Annotated in this window: 14 protein-coding genes and 1 tRNA gene; 7 read left to right on the forward strand and 8 right to left on the reverse strand. The window is 58.8% G+C overall.

Annotated features, from left to right (window positions below):
• Position 1 precedes the first annotated feature (1 nt).
• The 4 genes from CLV84_RS08800 to CLV84_RS08815 form a co-directional block, all read right to left on the reverse strand.
• Positions 2-1,060 (reverse strand): App1 family protein, encoded by a 1,059-nt coding sequence (locus CLV84_RS08800; protein WP_104419345.1) that lies wholly within the window; start codon positions 1,058-1,060, stop codon positions 2-4.
• 110 nt (positions 1,061-1,170) lie between these two features.
• Positions 1,171-1,803, reverse strand: coding sequence for a GTP cyclohydrolase II (gene ribA, locus CLV84_RS08805; RefSeq protein ID WP_245911428.1), 633 nt, complete (start codon positions 1,801-1,803; stop codon positions 1,171-1,173).
• Positions 1,804-1,976: 173 nt separating this feature from the next.
• Positions 1,977-4,388, reverse strand: a complete 2,412-nt coding sequence (locus CLV84_RS08810; RefSeq protein WP_104419347.1) for a zinc-dependent metalloprotease — start codon at positions 4,386-4,388, stop codon at positions 1,977-1,979.
• 242 nt (positions 4,389-4,630) lie between these two features.
• On the reverse strand, positions 4,631-5,266 hold the full coding sequence (locus CLV84_RS08815) for a peroxiredoxin (RefSeq protein WP_104419348.1): 636 nt from the start codon (positions 5,264-5,266) through the stop codon (positions 4,631-4,633).
• 223 nt (positions 5,267-5,489) lie between these two features.
• Between CLV84_RS08815 and CLV84_RS08820 the strand changes: the two genes are divergently transcribed.
• Positions 5,490-6,278, forward strand: coding sequence for a phosphatase PAP2 family protein (locus tag CLV84_RS08820; RefSeq protein WP_104419349.1), 789 nt, complete (start codon positions 5,490-5,492; stop codon positions 6,276-6,278).
• A 40-nt stretch (positions 6,279-6,318) separates the two neighbouring features.
• Positions 6,319-7,116 carry a class I SAM-dependent methyltransferase gene (locus CLV84_RS08825; protein WP_104419350.1) on the forward strand — a complete coding sequence of 266 codons (798 nt, stop codon included), beginning with the start codon at positions 6,319-6,321 and terminating at the stop codon, positions 7,114-7,116.
• Positions 7,117-7,405: 289 nt separating this feature from the next.
• Here the strand turns inward: CLV84_RS08825 and CLV84_RS08830 are convergent.
• Positions 7,406-7,479, reverse strand: a tRNA-Ala gene (locus CLV84_RS08830).
• Between the two features lie 153 nt (positions 7,480-7,632).
• Between CLV84_RS08830 and CLV84_RS08835 the strand changes: the two genes are divergently transcribed.
• The 3 genes from CLV84_RS08835 to CLV84_RS08845 all read left to right on the forward strand — a co-directional run bounded on the left by CLV84_RS08835 (position 7,633) and on the right by CLV84_RS08845 (position 9,545).
• Positions 7,633-8,100: a DUF1573 domain-containing protein gene (locus CLV84_RS08835; RefSeq protein WP_104419351.1), complete on the forward strand. Its 468-nt coding sequence runs from the start codon at positions 7,633-7,635 to the stop codon at positions 8,098-8,100.
• 72 nt (positions 8,101-8,172) lie between these two features.
• The gene (locus tag CLV84_RS08840; RefSeq protein ID WP_104419352.1) at positions 8,173-8,757 is read left to right on the forward strand and encodes a hypothetical protein; all 585 of its coding nucleotides are present in this window, start codon (positions 8,173-8,175) and stop codon (positions 8,755-8,757) included.
• The gene (locus CLV84_RS08845; protein ID WP_104419353.1) at positions 8,757-9,545 is read left to right on the forward strand and encodes a LytTR family DNA-binding domain-containing protein; all 789 of its coding nucleotides are present in this window, start codon (positions 8,757-8,759) and stop codon (positions 9,543-9,545) included. The genes CLV84_RS08840 and CLV84_RS08845 overlap by 1 nt, the downstream gene beginning before the upstream one ends.
• Before the next feature lie 7 nt (positions 9,546-9,552).
• On the opposite strand, the gene CLV84_RS08850 is transcribed toward CLV84_RS08845, so the two are convergent.
• On the reverse strand, positions 9,553-9,900 hold the full coding sequence (locus CLV84_RS08850) for a transmembrane 220 family protein (protein ID WP_104419354.1): 348 nt from the start codon (positions 9,898-9,900) through the stop codon (positions 9,553-9,555).
• 29 nt (positions 9,901-9,929) lie between these two features.
• Here CLV84_RS08850 and CLV84_RS08855 point away from each other — a divergent pair, with 29 nt between their 5' ends.
• Positions 9,930-10,841, forward strand: coding sequence for an aldo/keto reductase (locus CLV84_RS08855; protein ID WP_104419355.1), 912 nt, complete (start codon positions 9,930-9,932; stop codon positions 10,839-10,841).
• 161 nt (positions 10,842-11,002) lie between these two features.
• On the opposite strand, the gene CLV84_RS08860 is transcribed toward CLV84_RS08855, so the two are convergent.
• Complete coding sequence (locus CLV84_RS08860) at positions 11,003-12,211, reverse strand: metallophosphoesterase (protein WP_245911431.1); 1,209 nt, start codon at positions 12,209-12,211, stop codon at positions 11,003-11,005.
• Positions 12,212-12,337: 126 nt separating this feature from the next.
• Between CLV84_RS08860 and CLV84_RS08865 the strand changes: the two genes are divergently transcribed.
• Positions 12,338-13,087, forward strand: coding sequence for a head GIN domain-containing protein (locus CLV84_RS08865; RefSeq protein WP_104419357.1), 750 nt, complete (start codon positions 12,338-12,340; stop codon positions 13,085-13,087).
• Here the strand turns inward: CLV84_RS08865 and priA are convergent, their stop codons facing one another.
• The gene (gene priA / locus CLV84_RS08870) at positions 13,088-15,559 is read right to left on the reverse strand and encodes a replication restart helicase PriA (RefSeq protein ID WP_104419358.1); all 2,472 of its coding nucleotides are present in this window, start codon (positions 15,557-15,559) and stop codon (positions 13,088-13,090) included. It abuts the gene before it with no gap.
• Positions 15,560-15,605 lie beyond the last annotated feature (46 nt).

The raw sequence follows: 15,605 nt of genomic DNA on the forward strand, positions 1-15,605 counted from the left end.
CCTAAATGATCCACCCCTTTTCCCGGGCGTGAGCGGCGGCGTGTTCGTAGCTTCCTACCAGCTTCACGTTGATCAGGCTGATGTCTTCGATCATACTCTCGATCCGTTGGGCTCTTTCCTCGTGCTTGACGTCGCGGATGTAAATGCACAGGATTCGATCCGGATTATTCCGCGCCGCTTCGAGGTAGATGTCGGTATCATGCTCGCCACTGTCGCCCAGGAGAATAAACTGCAAGTCGGGGTAAGTAGACAGGATCTTATCCACCATATCCGCCTTGTGCGTCTTGAAGGACTGGACCGTGTCTTCGGCCGGCAATCCGAAGTCGCGGAGCAAGATCGGCCCCCGCGGCAGGTGGTTGAGGTGCAGAAAATCCAGCAGCAGGTCGTAGAGGTTCCAGGGGCTGTTGGATACGTAGAAGAAGGGGTTGTAGCCCTTCCCGTCGGGACCTAATTGCAGTGCCTGGTAAAATGCCGAAACCCCCTCGAAGGCGCGTCGGTTACTCGCATTTTTCAGGAAGGTATGCATGAGTGTCTTCAGCTTCAGGCGGCTGGTCACGTCGGTTTTAAGAATGGTATCGTCAATGTCGCTGATCACGCCGTATTCCGCCTCGATGGGCATGATTACATCCGAGTGGGAAATATGATTTACCTCGCCGTTCAGGGGGGTGGATACCACGCGCACCGTGGCTTCTTGCCAGAGTGCATCGTCGAGGGAAGGGGCCTCGCTCGGATCGCAGTGGTGTTCTATCTGAAAGTATCCTTCGCTGTCGGTAGTCCGGTGGAAGGTGTGTTCGCCCCAGGAAATTTCCACCTCCGCACCGTCAATCTCGCGGCTGTTAAAGCGCTTGAAGTTGTTGACCAGGTTGTGCCACAGCCGGTCGCGTTCGTTGCGGCTGACGCCTTTATCCCGGAGTACGCGTCCGGTGAGGTAAAGGTAGTCGGGGCGGGCAAAGCCGATGTAGTTGGCGACGTCGACGGGTTTATCGTGGCCCCAGCGTAGGCGGTCAACTAGGTTGTCCCATTCGCGATGGACTTCCTTGGCTAAGTTGGTAACGGGCATGTAAGCGGGGCGTATTGGTCTAATTGGGGCGGGAAGGTACTATCTGCTGTACTTATCCGCGAGCGTCCGGACCATGTTCACTGCGGTGACACGTTCTGCGGCTCACCGGCCTACTTTAACCAGTGGCCCATATCCAACTGCTTCGTCCGCAAATAATTGCGATTTTCCTTTCCGGGAGAAACGATAATCGGCAGCCGGCGAACCACCCTGATCGGACCGTCACCGAAAGAATCGACCTTCTCCGGGTTGTTGGTGAGCAACTGGATCCGGGAGATGCCCAGATCGGTGAGGATGCCCTGGGCCACGCCGTAGTGGCGGGCATCGATGTCCAATCCCAGGTGCAGATTGGCCTGGATGGTATCCATCCCCTGGTCCTGTAGCTGGTAAGCCTTGAGTTTGTTGATAATGCCGATACCGCGGCCCTCCTGCCGTAGGTAGACCACGACGCCCTTGGCCGCCGCGGTCATGCGCAGCGCCCGGTCAAGTTGTTCGCCGCAGTCGCAGCGTTTGGAACCGAAGAGGTCGCCGGTAATGCACTCGGAATGCAGCCGGACCACCACGTCGCTGGCGGGGTCCATCTCCGGGTGAACGAGGGCCAGGTGGGGCGTATAATCTTCCGCTTCACCGGCGTAGGCAATCATCTGGAACTCCCCGTAGGGGGTAGGAATCAGGGCCTCGGCCCGACGGGTTGCATCGGACAATCCGGAGGAGGGAAGGAGAATGGGGTCGCCGTGCTCGGGCATAAACGCTATCGGGGTTAATCGTGCAAGGGTAACGCCTGGAAACGGCCGGGGTTGCGTGACCGGCATTCCTTGAGACGAACCGGCTACGAACCCGCGCGCCGCCGCCCAAAAGCAATCGCCCCCGCAGTCATGGTAGGCTGGGGGGGCGATCGGCGGGGTAGGGGATGCGCCGCTTATTTTCCGGTCATCACTTCGATACCGGTAAGGGCTATCTGGATTTGCTGGCTGAGCTCGGAATTGTGGCCCATGACCAACGGATCGCTGGTCTTCGAGCGAGACAACGCTTCGCTGCGGATGGCCATCAGGTTAGCGCGGGCGGCGGCGCGCACGTCGGCGGCTACCTCCTCGTTCTTAAGCAACTCGGTGAGCGCGTCAACGTAATTGGCCTGCAGGTTCCGACCGTAGCTACCGCTGGTGTTTTCGGCGGTAAAGACACCCGATCGGGTATCGTCCATCAGGTCCATGACCCCGTAGGCCTGGGTATTGCGGGCCTGCTCCTCCACCAGCCGGTTAAGGCGCTCCTCGTCGAAGAGGGTACGGATGGCGTAGGTCTGCAGTCCCTCGATCTTCTCGGCGACGCCGGTAGCGGAGATGCGCTGCAGGATGTCCTCGTCTACCAGCCACATCGGCGTCTGGAAGATCTGCTCGTTGATGAACCGTACCGCCGCTTCCTGCTTGGCGCGCGGAGCGACTTCGTATACGACTTTGTCTTCGTCGCTGCTGCGTTGCCATTCGTATACGCTACCCACGTTGTTGGCCACGTGGCCGGTGTAGCGGCGTAGCTGGCCGACGACGTTGTCGTAGACTTCCTCGAGGTTCTCGAAGTACTTACCGTCTTCGGCCATCCAGTCCTTGATCTGGGGCACGATGCGCTTCAGGTTGGCGATGCCGAGGGTGGATGCCAGTACGGCGTCGTCACCGATGTCTTCCGTCTGGGCGCTGGCGTCGTAGCCGTTGCGGGTTTGCCGACCGTAGCGGTAGATCGGGTCGTCGGCTTTTTCCTTGATCATTTCGTTGAGGACCTGCTCTTCGTTCTCGTCCTGGATCGGGAGGTAACCGTAGCGGATCGCGTAGTAGTCGTAGGGGCCGATCTTGGGGTGGAGGCCGACGCCCTCGTCCTCGGGCTGGGCGACGTAGTTAAAGCGGGCGTAGTCCATGATGCTGGGCGAGACGCCGTGCTCCTGTACGAATCCGGGTGTACGTAGTTCTTCCACCGAGTAGGCGGGGCTGGAACCCATGTTATGGGGCAGACCCAGCGTGTGACCGACCTCGTGGGCGGCGACGAAACGAATCAGTTCGCCCATTACTTCCTGGTCGAATTTCGGGCTGCGGGCGTCCGGATTCACGGCGGCGGTCTGGATCAGGTACCAGTTGCGCAGCAGGTTCATCACGTTGTGGTACCAGATAATATCGCTTTCCAGGATCTCTCCGGTACGGGGGTCGTGTACGTGGGGCCCTTGGGCATTCTGGATTTCGGTGGTGACGTAGCGGATCACGCTATAGCGCACGTCTTCGGGGCTCCAGTCGGGGTTTTCTTCCTTCGTTGGGGCATCCTTCGCCATGATGGCGTTCTTCAGGCCGATGGCTTCGAAGGCTTGCTGCCAGTCGTCAACGCCCTGCTTGATGAAGGGGGCCCACTCCTTCGGAGTAGCGGGGTCGATGTAGTATACGATGGGCTTTTTCACGTCGACGAGCTCGCCGGCTTCCCAGGCTTCCTTATCGACGGGCTCCAGGCGCCAGCGGGTAATAAAGCGCTGCTTCTCCGCGCGTTGGGCGTCCAGGCCGTAGTTGGTCTGCTCGATGCTGAAGTAGCCTACCCGGGGGTCGTACTTGCGCGGTTCCATGGGGTCGGCGGGGAGGAGGATGAAACTCTGGTTCATCTCTACGGATAGGGTGCCGGTTACGCGGTTGTCGGGCAGTTCGTCGCCTTTATAGGTGAGGACGTGGCGAACCTCCACGTTGCTGGGGAAAGCCTTGACGTTCATGACCAGGCTGCGGTCCTTATCCAGCCCCTTGATTGCAAAACGCTTCCGCTCCTCGTCGTCGAGGGCGCCGATCATGGGTTCGTCGTTAGTGAAGAACGGCGTCACGTCGGCTACCACCGAGGCGCTGTCGGCTCCGTAAGCCTTGATGTCGAAGGAGGCGACGATGGGCTCGAAGTTGTTGTTCTTCACCGATTGGTAGACGGGCAGTTCCTCGCTGGCTACGCTGTTGTAGCTCACGCTGCGTAGGAGCAGCTTTTCACCGTGCTTCTGCCAGCGGACAACCTGCTGGGGGCGGCTTTTCATACCGGCGCCTCCGAAGTTGAGTCCCTTCACGTGACCGCTGATGCGGCTGACGACGAGAATTTCTTCTTCGAGCAGGCTCATGGGAATCTCGAAGTGCGTCTTTCCCTCTTTCGTGATCACGCCGAACAGGCCTTGCTGGATATCGGCTTTCTCGGTGAGCGATTTATAGGGGTCTTTGTCTTTTTCCTCCTCCTTTTCTTCGGTCGTATCGGTGTTCTTGTCCTGAGCGTGGAGTGGGGTGAGGGCGGGGACGCAGGAGCAAAGCAAAATCAGTAACAGTAGGGAAACGCGGTTCATGCAGTCAATTTGGTGGCAAGGCGTACTCCCGGCCGGGTGTAAACCCGGACAGAACACGATGCCGAAGTGGTGGGGTAAGGCGAGCTAAGGTGCTCATTTAATTGATGAAACAACAGTTTGATCGACAATTCGGGTTGAATAATCTTCCGTTCTGTCGTCGGTTTATCAAGGGGGGGCACCAATGACAAAGCCGGCAACCCCTCGATCGGAGCTACCGGCTTTGGTAGGGCGTGGATTCCAACCTAGCGGTTCGGTTGGGGCGTCGTGCGCAGGTAAGGCTTGATGACCTTATGGCCCTTGGGGAACTTATCGGGAATGTCTTCGGTCTTGATGCTGGGGCTGACGACTACGTCTTCCCCGTCGTTCCAGTCGACCGGGGTAGCGACGCTGTAGTTGTCGGTCAGCTGCAGGCTGTCGAGGACGCGGAGAATTTCCTGGAAGTTGCGGCCCGTGCTGGGGGGGTAGGTAAGGGTGAGGCGGACTTTGCGCTGGGGGTCGATGATGAAAACCGAGCGGACGGTGAATTTGTCGTCGGCCGCGGGGTGCATCATGTCGTAGGCCTCGGCGATCTTCTTGTCGTGGTCGGCGATGATGGGGAAGTTCATCGTCACGTTCTGCGTCTCCTCGATGTCTTTCACCCAGCCCATGTGGCTTTCGAGGCTGTCGACACTCAGGGCGATCACCTTGGCGTGGCGCTGCTCGAAGGATTCCTTCAGGGCGGCGGTGCGGCCGAGTTCGGTGGTACAGACGGGGGTATAATCGCTGGGGTGGCTGTACAGCACGACCCAGTGGTCGCCGGCCCAGTCGTAAAAATTGATGTCGCCCTCGGTGGTCTGGGCGTCGAAATTAGGGGCTTTTTCTCCTAGTCGTAATGGCATGAGCGTTCGTTGTTGTTTGAACCTGATTAACGCTATAGCCCGGGTACGGTTGATGTGGTGTCGGATACACTTCCGTTTATGCTCCGCAAGGGGTGTCGGTATACTAAGCGGGAGGGGGCCGCGCGTTGGAAAGGCATTAATCGCTTGTATACCAACCGAAAAGGCCGTATTGTAAAGCTATTACCGATCAATTGAAACGTCCGACGTGCCAATAAACCCCGTTTTGCTGCTGAGAACCGGCCTCCTGTACCTTCTTCTGCTGTCTTCTCTGGCGATTCGGGCGCAGGATTTTCCGTATTCCCTCGATGCCCGCCAGGATATCGCGCTGTTGGCGGCGGGCGGTGGGTTGAGCCTCACTACTCACCTGCTGGAAGATCGGATGCCCGGCCTGACGAAGGGGGAGGTATCCATGCATCGCCGCCACCGGGTTTGGTTTTTGGACCGCCGTGCCACCTACCACGAGTCGGAAGTCTACCGCAACATCAGCGATGATGTCTTGCGGGGTGCCATGCTGCTGCCGGGCACGCTACTGATCAGTCGGGCGGCGCGGAAGAAAGGGTTCGTACTCGCTACGCTGCTCGCCGAGACGATGTTGCTAACCGACGGCTTTACCAAAGCTTCTAAAATACTCGTGCGCCGCAGTCGGCCCCTGACCTATAATTCGGCGGTCGGATTGGAATCAAAGATGAGCAACGATGCCCGTCAGTCGTTTGTGTCTGGGCATACGTCCAACACGGCGGCGCTCAGTTTCTTCACCGCAAAGGTTTTTCACGACTTGTACCCGGAAAGCCCCTGGCGACACGTGGTATGGGCGGGGGCGGCCGCCATCCCGTTGGTTACCGGCTACGCGCGCTACCGGGCGGGGAAGCATTTTCCGAGTGACATTGCTGCCGGTTACGCTTTAGGGGCCGTGCTGGGAATTTTGATCCCCCAGGGCCACAAAGATCCCCTGCGAGCCGGTTGGGGAACGGCGGTAACGGAAAACGGCGTGGGCATTCGGTATCGTTGGTGAGGGCGTTGCACCTGCGCTCCGGCGCACATATTTTAGCTGCATGGAGCATTACCTTGACGTAAATCGAGCTCACTGGAACCAGCGTACCTCCGCTCATCTGGGCAGTAAATTCTACGACGTGGCTGGATGGCTGGAGGGCGGTGAATGCCTGCGGGAGATTGAACTTGCCCTGCTTCCGCCATCCCTGGCGGGACTGAACCTGCTGCACCTGCAATGTCACTTTGGGCAGGATACGCTTTCGCTGGCCCGCCGCGGCGCGGAAGTCACCGGAGTAGACCTGAGCGACCAAGCCATCGGTGCGGCACGTGAGCTTTCCCTGCGCAGCGGCCTGCCGGGCCGGTTCATCAACTGCGACCTGTATAGCCTGCCGGATCACCTGGACGATACCTTCGATATCGTCTTCACCACCTACGGCACCATCGGGTGGCTCCCCGACCTCGACCGCTGGGCGGCAATCGTGGCCCGTTACCTTAAGCCCGGCGGTCAGTTCGTTTTCGTGGAATTTCACCCGCTCGCCTGGCTCTGGAACGAAGACCGGAACGGCATCAAATACGGTTACTTCGCCCGGGAGGCGATCGAAGAAACCTCGGACGGCAGCTATACGGACGGAAGCGAATCGGTAAGAAGCAAGGAAATCAGCTGGGATCATCCCGTAAGCGACGTGATCAACGCCCTGCTCGGTTGCGGACTGACGCTGCGGCAGTTCAAAGAGTACGACTACAGCCCCTACGCCTGCTTCCCGGATCTGCTGGAGGTCGGTAAAAATCGCTACCAGTTCAAGCAGATGCCTGGCCTCCTCCCGCTCACTTATTCGCTCGACGTACGCAAGCCGGACTAAAACCCCGGCCTGCGACAGCGCAGCAAAAGCTCAGTCGCGGACCCCGAGGGAAGCGAAGCGTAAATAGTTCCAGCGACGGTGAAGGTTTAAGTATGGAAGCCAAATCCCGCACCTGACCGAGCGAAGCGGGGCAGACCTAATGTGTTCGAGATATGTACGAGGTGGTCCGATCCGGAACCCCAGTCCCGCACCCACCCAAGCGAAGCGAGGGGTAGACTGTCCCAACTAAATGACTAACGAACTAACGAACTAAAAAAGGGCCATCCGCGAAGCGGAAAGCCCTTTTTAGTGGAGAATACCGGAGTCGAACCGGTGACCTCTTGCATGCCATGCAAGCGCTCTAGCCAGCTGAGCTAATCCCCCGTGGCGGTTAAGCGGTGCAAAGATAAGCACACTCTTTCTAACTAAACAAACATTCGGAATAAGATTTTTACATGCCGTTAACAGCTTTATCCTTGGCGGTCCATCATCTTTAGCCCGATCTTTACGTTATATCTCTAAGAAACCATCCAGACTATGAAGCGCTTTTTTGCCCTGTTCGCTCTCTTTACCTGCCTGTCTTTCACGCTTGCAGCCCAAACGAAGGCTATGCCCGACGCCCAAGGCGAGGGAAAAGCAGAAGCCATGACCTTCGAAAGCAAGGAGATCGATTACGGCACCATCGAACAGAACTCGGACCCCTACCGCACCTTCACCTTCACGAACACCGGTGAGGAGCCCATTCTCATCACCAATGCCGTAGGATCCTGCGGATGTACCGTACCCAGCTTCAGCAAATTGCCCGTCGCTCCCGGTGAATCCGGCGAGATCAAGGTGCGCTACGCCACCGACCGCCTGGGTAAGTTCCGCAAGCGCGTGACCCTGACTACTAACGTAAGCGACGAGCCCGTCGTACTCACCATCATGGGAGAGGTACTCGAGAAGCCCGCCCAGCCCGAGGCCGTACCCGCCGGTGAGGCCGGAATGTTCAACAACGGCCGGTAAGTCCCGTACCGCCCTCCAAAACAACGAGCATGCCCGCTTCCGTAAGGAGGCGGGCATTTTCTATATTTGACCATGCCATACCGAGAGAAGAGCCTACGCGAATTCGCTAACCGGGCAGACTTCACCTTCAGCGAGACCGACGACCACGGCCTGCACCGCTACCTCGGCGACTTCCGCCTCGCCAACCGCGGGCGGAGGCGCACGGTGAGCAATGTGTTACGTAAACAAGACGGGCTGCTCGAGCAGGACGCCTACGTATTTGACTACAGCTACCGGGATTTTGGCAACAAGCACACCACCCGGCAAACGGTTTTCTTTTTGCAAAGCCAACGGCTAACGCTGCCGAGCATCGACATGCAGCCCGAAAGCATCCTGCATAAAATGGGGGAGTTGTTCGGTTTTCACGATATCGACTTCCTCCGCTTTCCCAAATTCAGCAAGCAGTATCGCCTCGTTGGGGAGGATGAAGATTACATCCGTCATCATTTCACGGACGAAGTTTTGAACTATTTTACCCTGAATAAGGGTTGGTCGGTGGAAGGCATCGGGTACTACCTAATCGTATACAAGAAAGGAATGCTGCTGCCTGCCGAAGAAATCATGCAGCTGTTCCAGCGGGGCATGACCGTTTACCAGCTTTTCCGTGCACCGGCCTGATGCTCAATCGTAATCCCTTTTCCCGCCCCTTTCCCGAACGGCTTTTCGGCCGCCAGGTCATCATCGGCCACGGGCGCACGGCACTCTTTGTTTTCGTCGCCCTCTTGTTCATTTTTCCCCTTGCTAGGGCGTTGGCTTATGGGCTGATCGTTTTTGCCGTAGCCTTGGCCTACCACTTCATTACGGAACGACTGGGGGTAAGGCGGACAGGGCCGAAGTGGACGATGGCGAAGTGGACACTGGACCAGGCGTTGCTCCTACTGTTCGTCTCCGCCGCCTGCTTTCTGCTCTACAATTACACCGTCGGCTGGAGTGTAATGAACCTGGAAGTATTCCTGTACATCGCCGTTCCTACCGTCCTGGTGGGCTTACTGCCGATCGTGACCAGTGGATTGGCCCTGCAAATTCGCGCCGAACGGGAAAACCAGAAAGTGGCCAGCCGGCTGCAACTTAGCTTGATCGGAAGTACCGGCGGAGTTGCACCGGTATCGGCCGGAAAACCATCCGGCGAGGGTTCCCCCGATAGCATCGTGGTAGGCTATCAACCCCGTTTGGTGAAGCGGACGACGATTTACTTCGAGAGTGGCCGGCGGAAAGAGATTGAACAGTCGCTCGATATTATCGAAAAGGAATATGCCTACGATGGCCTGCTGCGGTGCCACCCGCACTACTCGGTGAATCCGGACCATATCCTGGGCGTCACCGCCGATGCGCAGGGGCTGCGCCTTACGGTGCAGGGTACGTCGGTGAAAGTGCCGGTGACCGCGGATAACTTCTCAAAATTCTAGGGCTGGATCAAGTCCGCCAAACGTAAAGACCGAGGGTCACGGAGGTAATCAGCAATCCGAAAAACTCCCGAGTGAGCTCGATGTGGGGGGATTCTGCTTTCATTTGGCCGGCAATGGTGGGCATACCATCGCTGATCCAGTTGAAGAGATCGGGGACGAGCGTCAGCATCCAGATTACCGCGACCCCCAAAGCCAGGTAGATCAGCACGCGGGGTGGCCGGGCCAGAAAGCTCCAAAGCCCGACGACGGACACGCTACCGTACATTGCGACCCACAGCGGCCAATCCGGATCGTTGAGTTGCCAGTAAGCGAACAAAGCGAACAGTACGGCAACTAGGAGGTGGAGATATTTCATATCGCTAGATTAGCCAAAATTATCAAAAGATGAACGCCGACCAACGTCGCCTTAGCCCGAGCGGCCCCCAACTATCCGAAATCGTAGCCGGAACCATGACCTGGGGGGAGTGGGGTAGCGACTACAATACGGCTACGATGGCCGAACTGATCGGGCACTGCCTCGACCTGGGAATCACCACCTTCGATCACGCCGACATCTACGGAAGTTACACCACCGAGGAAGCATTCGGAACCGCGCTCGCCCAACACAGCGACACGGTACGCGAGCAGATTCAGCTGGTGACCAAATGCGGTATTCAGCTGGAATCGTCCCACCGGCCGGGAACGCGTGTCCACCACTACGACGCCAGCTACGACCACATCATTGCTTCCGCCGAGCGTAGTTTGCGTAATCTCCGTACGGACTACCTCGATTTACTGCTCTTTCACCGCCCCGATCCGCTGATGGAACCCGAAGTGATGGCCGCCGCCTTCGAAACGCTACGGAAGTCGGGTAAGGTGCTACACTTCGGCGTCAGCAACTTCACCCCTTCGCAGTTCGATCTGCTCCGGGCGCACACCGACCTCGTCACCAACCAGGTCGAGTGCCACCCCCTCCATCCCGACCCGCTCTTCGACGGAACCTACGACCAGTGTCAACTGCATAGCCTGCGCCCCATGGTCTGGAGCCCGTTGGGGGGAGCCGACTACTTCAAAGGCGAAGGGACCAAGCTGCTCCGCTTACGCTCCAAGGTCCAGGAGATCGGAAAAAAATACGGCGTCCAGGAAGATGTCGTGCTACTGGCCTGGTGTCGCATGCATCCCACGAGGCCCGTTCCGGTGATCGGTACCACGAAAAAGGAACGCATCAACCGGTCGCTCAAAGCGCTGGACCTTCCCCTCGACCGCCAGGACTGGTACGAAATCCTGGAAGCGGGTAGGGGACATGAGGTAGCTTGATTAGTGGGTAGTGGGTAGTGGGTAGTCTTTTAGTGGGTAGTGGGTAGGCGGTCGTCCGTAATACCCCCTAAAAGACTACCCCCTCGTAATACCCCCTAAAAGACTACCCCCTACTACCTACCCCCTAAAAGACTACCCCCTACTACCTACCCCCTAAACGACTACCCCCTACTACCTAACCCCCGCAACGTAAGCACCGTAACCTCCGGCAAAATTCCCACCCGGCCCGGATATCCTAAAAACCCGAGACCGCGGTTGACGTACAGCGATTGGGTGCCCTTCCGGTAGAGTCCGGCCCACTGCTCGTAGATGTACTGGGAGGGCGACCAACGGAAGCCGGGAATCTCGATGCCGAACTGAAAACCGTGGGTGTGACCGCTGAGGGTGAGGTCGATGTCGGGGTAGTCAGGCCGAATCAGCGCATCCCAACTCGTCGGGTCGTGGCTCAGGAGCACCTTGCAGTCGCAGTCTTCCGTGCCGGCGGCGGCTACCGGTAAGTCTCCGTACTTGGGGAATCGCATGATCGCCGACCAGTTTTCGATGCCGATAAGACCAAGCGTACTGCCGTTGATTTTCAATTTACGGTGTTCGTCGCGGAGGAGGTCCCACCCCAGCTGCTCGTGGATGGCGTAAACCCGTTGCATGTTATTTTCCCGTTCCTCGTCGTTGTTCCAGGGTACGTAATCGCCGTAATCATGGTTGCCGAGGATGCTGTACACCCCGTGCTTGCCCCGTACTTCCCGGAAGATGTTGATGTACGGGTCCATTTCGTTGGCGCGGTTGTTGACGATATCGCCGGTGAAGACCACGATGTCGCCTTCCTCCTCATTGATCATGCGCACCGCCTCTTTTAGCGGCTCGGAGCGCGTCCAGCTACCGGAGTGCATGTCGCTGATCTGGACGATCCGGAAGCCTTCGAGCCCGGCGGGCAGGTTCGCTATGGGTACGTCTACGGAAAAGCGGCGGTAGCGATAGGCATTGCGGACCATTCCGTAGGTGAGCGTGACCAGCGGAACCCCGCCCGCTACCAGCGCCGTTTTGGAGAGGAAGCGGGATCGGCTGCTATCCCGTTCCGTCACCGGGCTTACCTTGTTAACCAGCCAGGTGGTGCCCCGCCGCAGGTCGTCGATGAGGAGGAACAAGACCACCGGTAGCTTACCGAGATAAAGGATGAACACCGCCGCCCGGCTGTAAATCTTCAGGCCGTCCGACCAGCTTTCCGTAACTTCAAAAACATTGAGGAGAAGGAAGGTAAAACTCAGCGCGCTCAGCGACCAGTACAACACGTAGCCCGCACGTCGGGTGGATGGGCTGTGGGTAGAGAGCCAGCTGCGCAGGGCCAGGAAGGCATACGCATCAAGCGCAAGCATTATGGCAATTAGAATAAACAGTCTTGACATGCCCCCAATAACGCCGGCTGCCGAAAAAAGATGATGGGGCGGTGCAACGCTAACCACCCCCCGTCGTCCCTACGGTAACAAACAATCTGATCAGCTATGAAACTACTGCACACCCTCCTTCTCTTATTTGCCGTCACGACCCTTTCCGCCCAGGTGGAAGTAAACAATGGAGGCGGTTGGTTCGGCTCCGGCGATCGCGTCCGGGGCAACGGAGAGGTCGTCACCCGCTCCCGCGATATCGACGGGTTTACCGGCATCAAGACCTGCTGCTCCTTCAAGGTCGAAGTAGCGGAAGGAAACTTCGACGTGCGCGTAGAGGCGGAAAGTAACCTTCAGGAATTCATCGAAACCGAAGTCCAGGGAAGGACGCTGCACATCAAGTACACCGAAGACGCCAACTTCAAATCGACCGAGCCCATCACCGTCTACGTGTCCCTGCCCCGCCTCGAATCCATCGCCGCTTCCAGCAGCAGTAAGGTGACCGGTACGACGCCCTTTACCGGGGAGGACCTCGAACTCGACGTCAGCAGCTCGGCCAACATCGAGGTAGCCTTTTCCGGTGACCGCGTGGACCTGGACGCTAGCAGTTCCGGGCGCATCGACGTTCGCGGATCCGCCAAGCGCGTAACGGCAGACGCCAGCAGCGCCAGCCGTATCGAGGCCGGTAACCTCCAGGCGGAAGAAGCCGTAGCCGACGTCAGCAGCGCGGCCAATATCTCCGTACACGCCAGCAAGCGACTGCGGGCCGATGCAAGCTCCGCGGGTTCCGTGCGCTACAGCGGTAGCCCCAGCGACATAGTCACCGACACAAGCAGCGCCGGCCGGGTGAGCAGCCGAAACCGCTGATCAATACGGGTCGACGTCCACCACCACGCGCACCCCACTGAGCCCCTTGGTGGTCGCCAGCTTGTCCGTCGCCCGCTGGATGATGTCCTTTACCCGCTTCAACTCAGCGACGTGGGGCGGCAGCCGTAGCACGATATCCTGCAAATAGTAAGTGCGTAAGCGGGCAATGGAAGGCTCGAAGGGCCCTTCCACCAAATCGCCGAGGGCGTAGGCGAGCCACTTTCCCATCAGCTTGGCCCCTTCCTCGGCCGTCGGCCGCCGGGGGTGCCGCAGCTGAATCCGAATCATTTTCCGGTAGGGGGGAAAGGCGTGGGCCCGCCGGTTGTCCGCCTCCCGTTGAATGAAGTTCTCGTAGTCCGCCGCCAGCACGTCCGTCAGTACCGGGTGACTTTCCTCATGGGCCTGGATGATCACTTTGCCCTGCCGCTCGCGACGACCCGCCCGCCCCGCCACCTGGAGCATCAACTGAAAGGCCCGCTCGTCGGCCCGGAAATCCGGGAAACGCAGCAGCTGGTCGGCACTGATGACCCCCACCAGCCCGACCCGGTCGAAGTCCAGTCCCTTGGTTACCATCTGGGTGCCGACGAGGATGTCTAGTTCACCGACTTCGAACTGTTGCAGTAGTTGCCCCAGTGCGTTTTTGCCACGGGTAGTATCCAGGTCCATGCGGGCGATGCGCGCTTCCGGGAGAAAGATCTTCAGCTCGTCCTCGATTTTTTCCGTTCCCGTGCCGCTTAGTTTGAGCTGCACTTCCCCGCAGGCGGGGCAGTGTTCGGGCGGGGAGGTAACGTAGCCACAGCAGTGGCAACGCAGCCGGTGCTGGTACTTATGGTAGGTCAGCGTCACGTCGCAGTTGACACACTGTACCGACCATTCGCAGGTAGGGCAGAAATAGACCGGGGCGAATCCGCGGCGGTTCTGGAAGAGGATGACCTGCTCGCCGCGCTCGATGGTCGCGCGAATATTTTCAATGAGGGTAGGGGTGAAGAAGGGGTGATGCATGCCCTTGTCATCGGTTTCCCGGCTGTTGGCCACCGTCATCTCCGGCAGGGCGGTGCCGCCGTAGCGCTCCCGCATCGTGACCAGCCCGTATTTCTCGGATCGCGCATTTTCCCAGCTTTCCAGACTGGGGGTCGCGCTACCGAGGATCGACCGGGCACCGTGCTGGTGGGCGAGGTACATGGCCACGTCGCGGCCGTTGTAGCGCGGACTCGGCTCCTGCTGTTTGTAGGATGGATCGTGTTCCTCGTCGACGACGACGAGGCCCAGTTTGGTAAAGGGTAGAAAAAGGGCGGAGCGGGGGCCCACCACCGACTTTTCGCCGGATAACACCGCCTTCCAGATCTCGACCCGCTCCATATTATTGAGGCGGCTGTGATAGACGAGGATCTTGTCGCCCAGCACCTGTTGTAGCCGCTTGGTGATTTGGCCGGTAAGTGCAATCTCCGGTAGAAGATACAGGACTTGGCGGCCGGCGTCGATCTCCTCCAGCATCAACTCGAGGTACACGCGGGTCTTGCCACTGCCCGTCACTCCGTGGATCAATGCCGGTTTACCAGCCGCATGACACCCGCGCACGGCGCCCAAAGCTTCTTGCTGCTCCCGGCTCAGGGCCCCCGCCCGAGCGTTAGCTTCCGCTCCCCCGAGGCGGCTGACTTCGTGGTCGTAGAATTCGAAGATGTCTTTTTTGACCAGGGCCTTAATGACCGCGTCGGAGGCGCCGGTGCGCTTGCTGAGGTCCGCTCGCCGTACGTAGGGTTGCTTCCGGCTCACGTCCAGGTACTCCAGCAGGACGGCGGTCTGTTTTTCGGACCGGGAAACCAGGTCGAAGGCGGAGATCCGTTCGGCCTCGGTGCGGTACTTCGGGCCGAAACGGACGCATTTCACCTCCAGGGGTTTGTAGCGGTCGCTGAATTCCTCCTTGGGGAAGATGACGTGGCGGTCGAGCAGACCACGGATGACCGGGTACACCGTTTTGCGCTGCAGAATGTCGCGGATGTCCTTCAGGCTGAGCTCGGATTGTAGCGTCAGTGCCTCTACAATCAAGTACTCGTCCTCGTCCAGCTCGGTGATGTCGTCGCTGAACATCGGACCCAACGTGATGATCGTTTCGCTGGCCATCTTCAGGTGGCTGGGCAGCCCGGCGGTCATCACCTCGCCGAGGGTGCAGCAGTAATAGTCGGCCATCCACTCCCAGAGCTCGAGCTGGCGTTCCGTGAGCAGGGGCTCCACGTCGATGACGCTCAGGATAGGCTTCGTCTTGAAGCCGGGGGCCGTGCCGTGCAGGCGGCGGATGATGCCCGCGTAGTGCTTGTTCTTGCTGAATTGCACCTCCACTCGCAGGCCTGCCTGGAGCTGTCCGACGAATTCCTCTGGGACTTGGTACGTATACGTGCGAGCGAGGGCGAGTGGCAGCACCACGTCGGCGTAAACGGTGCCGGTACTGGGTGGATCGGGCGGGCGGCGGGTCACTGGGATAACTTAAAATAATTTGTTGCAAATGTACGCTATCGGGAAT

Source organism: Neolewinella xylanilytica, assembly GCF_002934605.1.
Classification (GTDB): domain Bacteria; phylum Bacteroidota; class Bacteroidia; order Chitinophagales; family Saprospiraceae; genus Neolewinella; species Neolewinella xylanilytica.

Coding starts and splice junctions, on each gene's coding strand:
- CLV84_RS08865 (WP_104419357.1), top strand. CDS start 12,338: ATGAAACTACTGCACACCCTCCTTCTCTTATTTGCCGTCACGACCCTT.
- CLV84_RS08815 (WP_104419348.1), bottom strand. CDS start 5,266: ATGCCATTACGACTAGGAGAAAAAGCCCCTAATTTCGACGCCCAGACC.
- CLV84_RS08825 (WP_104419350.1), top strand. CDS start 6,319: ATGGAGCATTACCTTGACGTAAATCGAGCTCACTGGAACCAGCGTACC.
- CLV84_RS08855 (WP_104419355.1), top strand. CDS start 9,930: ATGAACGCCGACCAACGTCGCCTTAGCCCGAGCGGCCCCCAACTATCC.
- ribA (WP_245911428.1), bottom strand. CDS start 1,803: ATGCCCGAGCACGGCGACCCCATTCTCCTTCCCTCCTCCGGATTGTCC.
- CLV84_RS08845 (WP_104419353.1), top strand. CDS start 8,757: ATGCTCAATCGTAATCCCTTTTCCCGCCCCTTTCCCGAACGGCTTTTC.
- CLV84_RS08840 (WP_104419352.1), top strand. CDS start 8,173: ATGCCATACCGAGAGAAGAGCCTACGCGAATTCGCTAACCGGGCAGAC.
- CLV84_RS08800 (WP_104419345.1), bottom strand. CDS start 1,060: ATGCCCGTTACCAACTTAGCCAAGGAAGTCCATCGCGAATGGGACAAC.
- CLV84_RS08850 (WP_104419354.1), bottom strand. CDS start 9,900: ATGAAATATCTCCACCTCCTAGTTGCCGTACTGTTCGCTTTGTTCGCT.
- CLV84_RS08810 (WP_104419347.1), bottom strand. CDS start 4,388: ATGAACCGCGTTTCCCTACTGTTACTGATTTTGCTTTGCTCCTGCGTC.
- CLV84_RS08835 (WP_104419351.1), top strand. CDS start 7,633: ATGAAGCGCTTTTTTGCCCTGTTCGCTCTCTTTACCTGCCTGTCTTTC.
- CLV84_RS08860 (WP_245911431.1), bottom strand. CDS start 12,211: ATGCTTGCGCTTGATGCGTATGCCTTCCTGGCCCTGCGCAGCTGGCTC.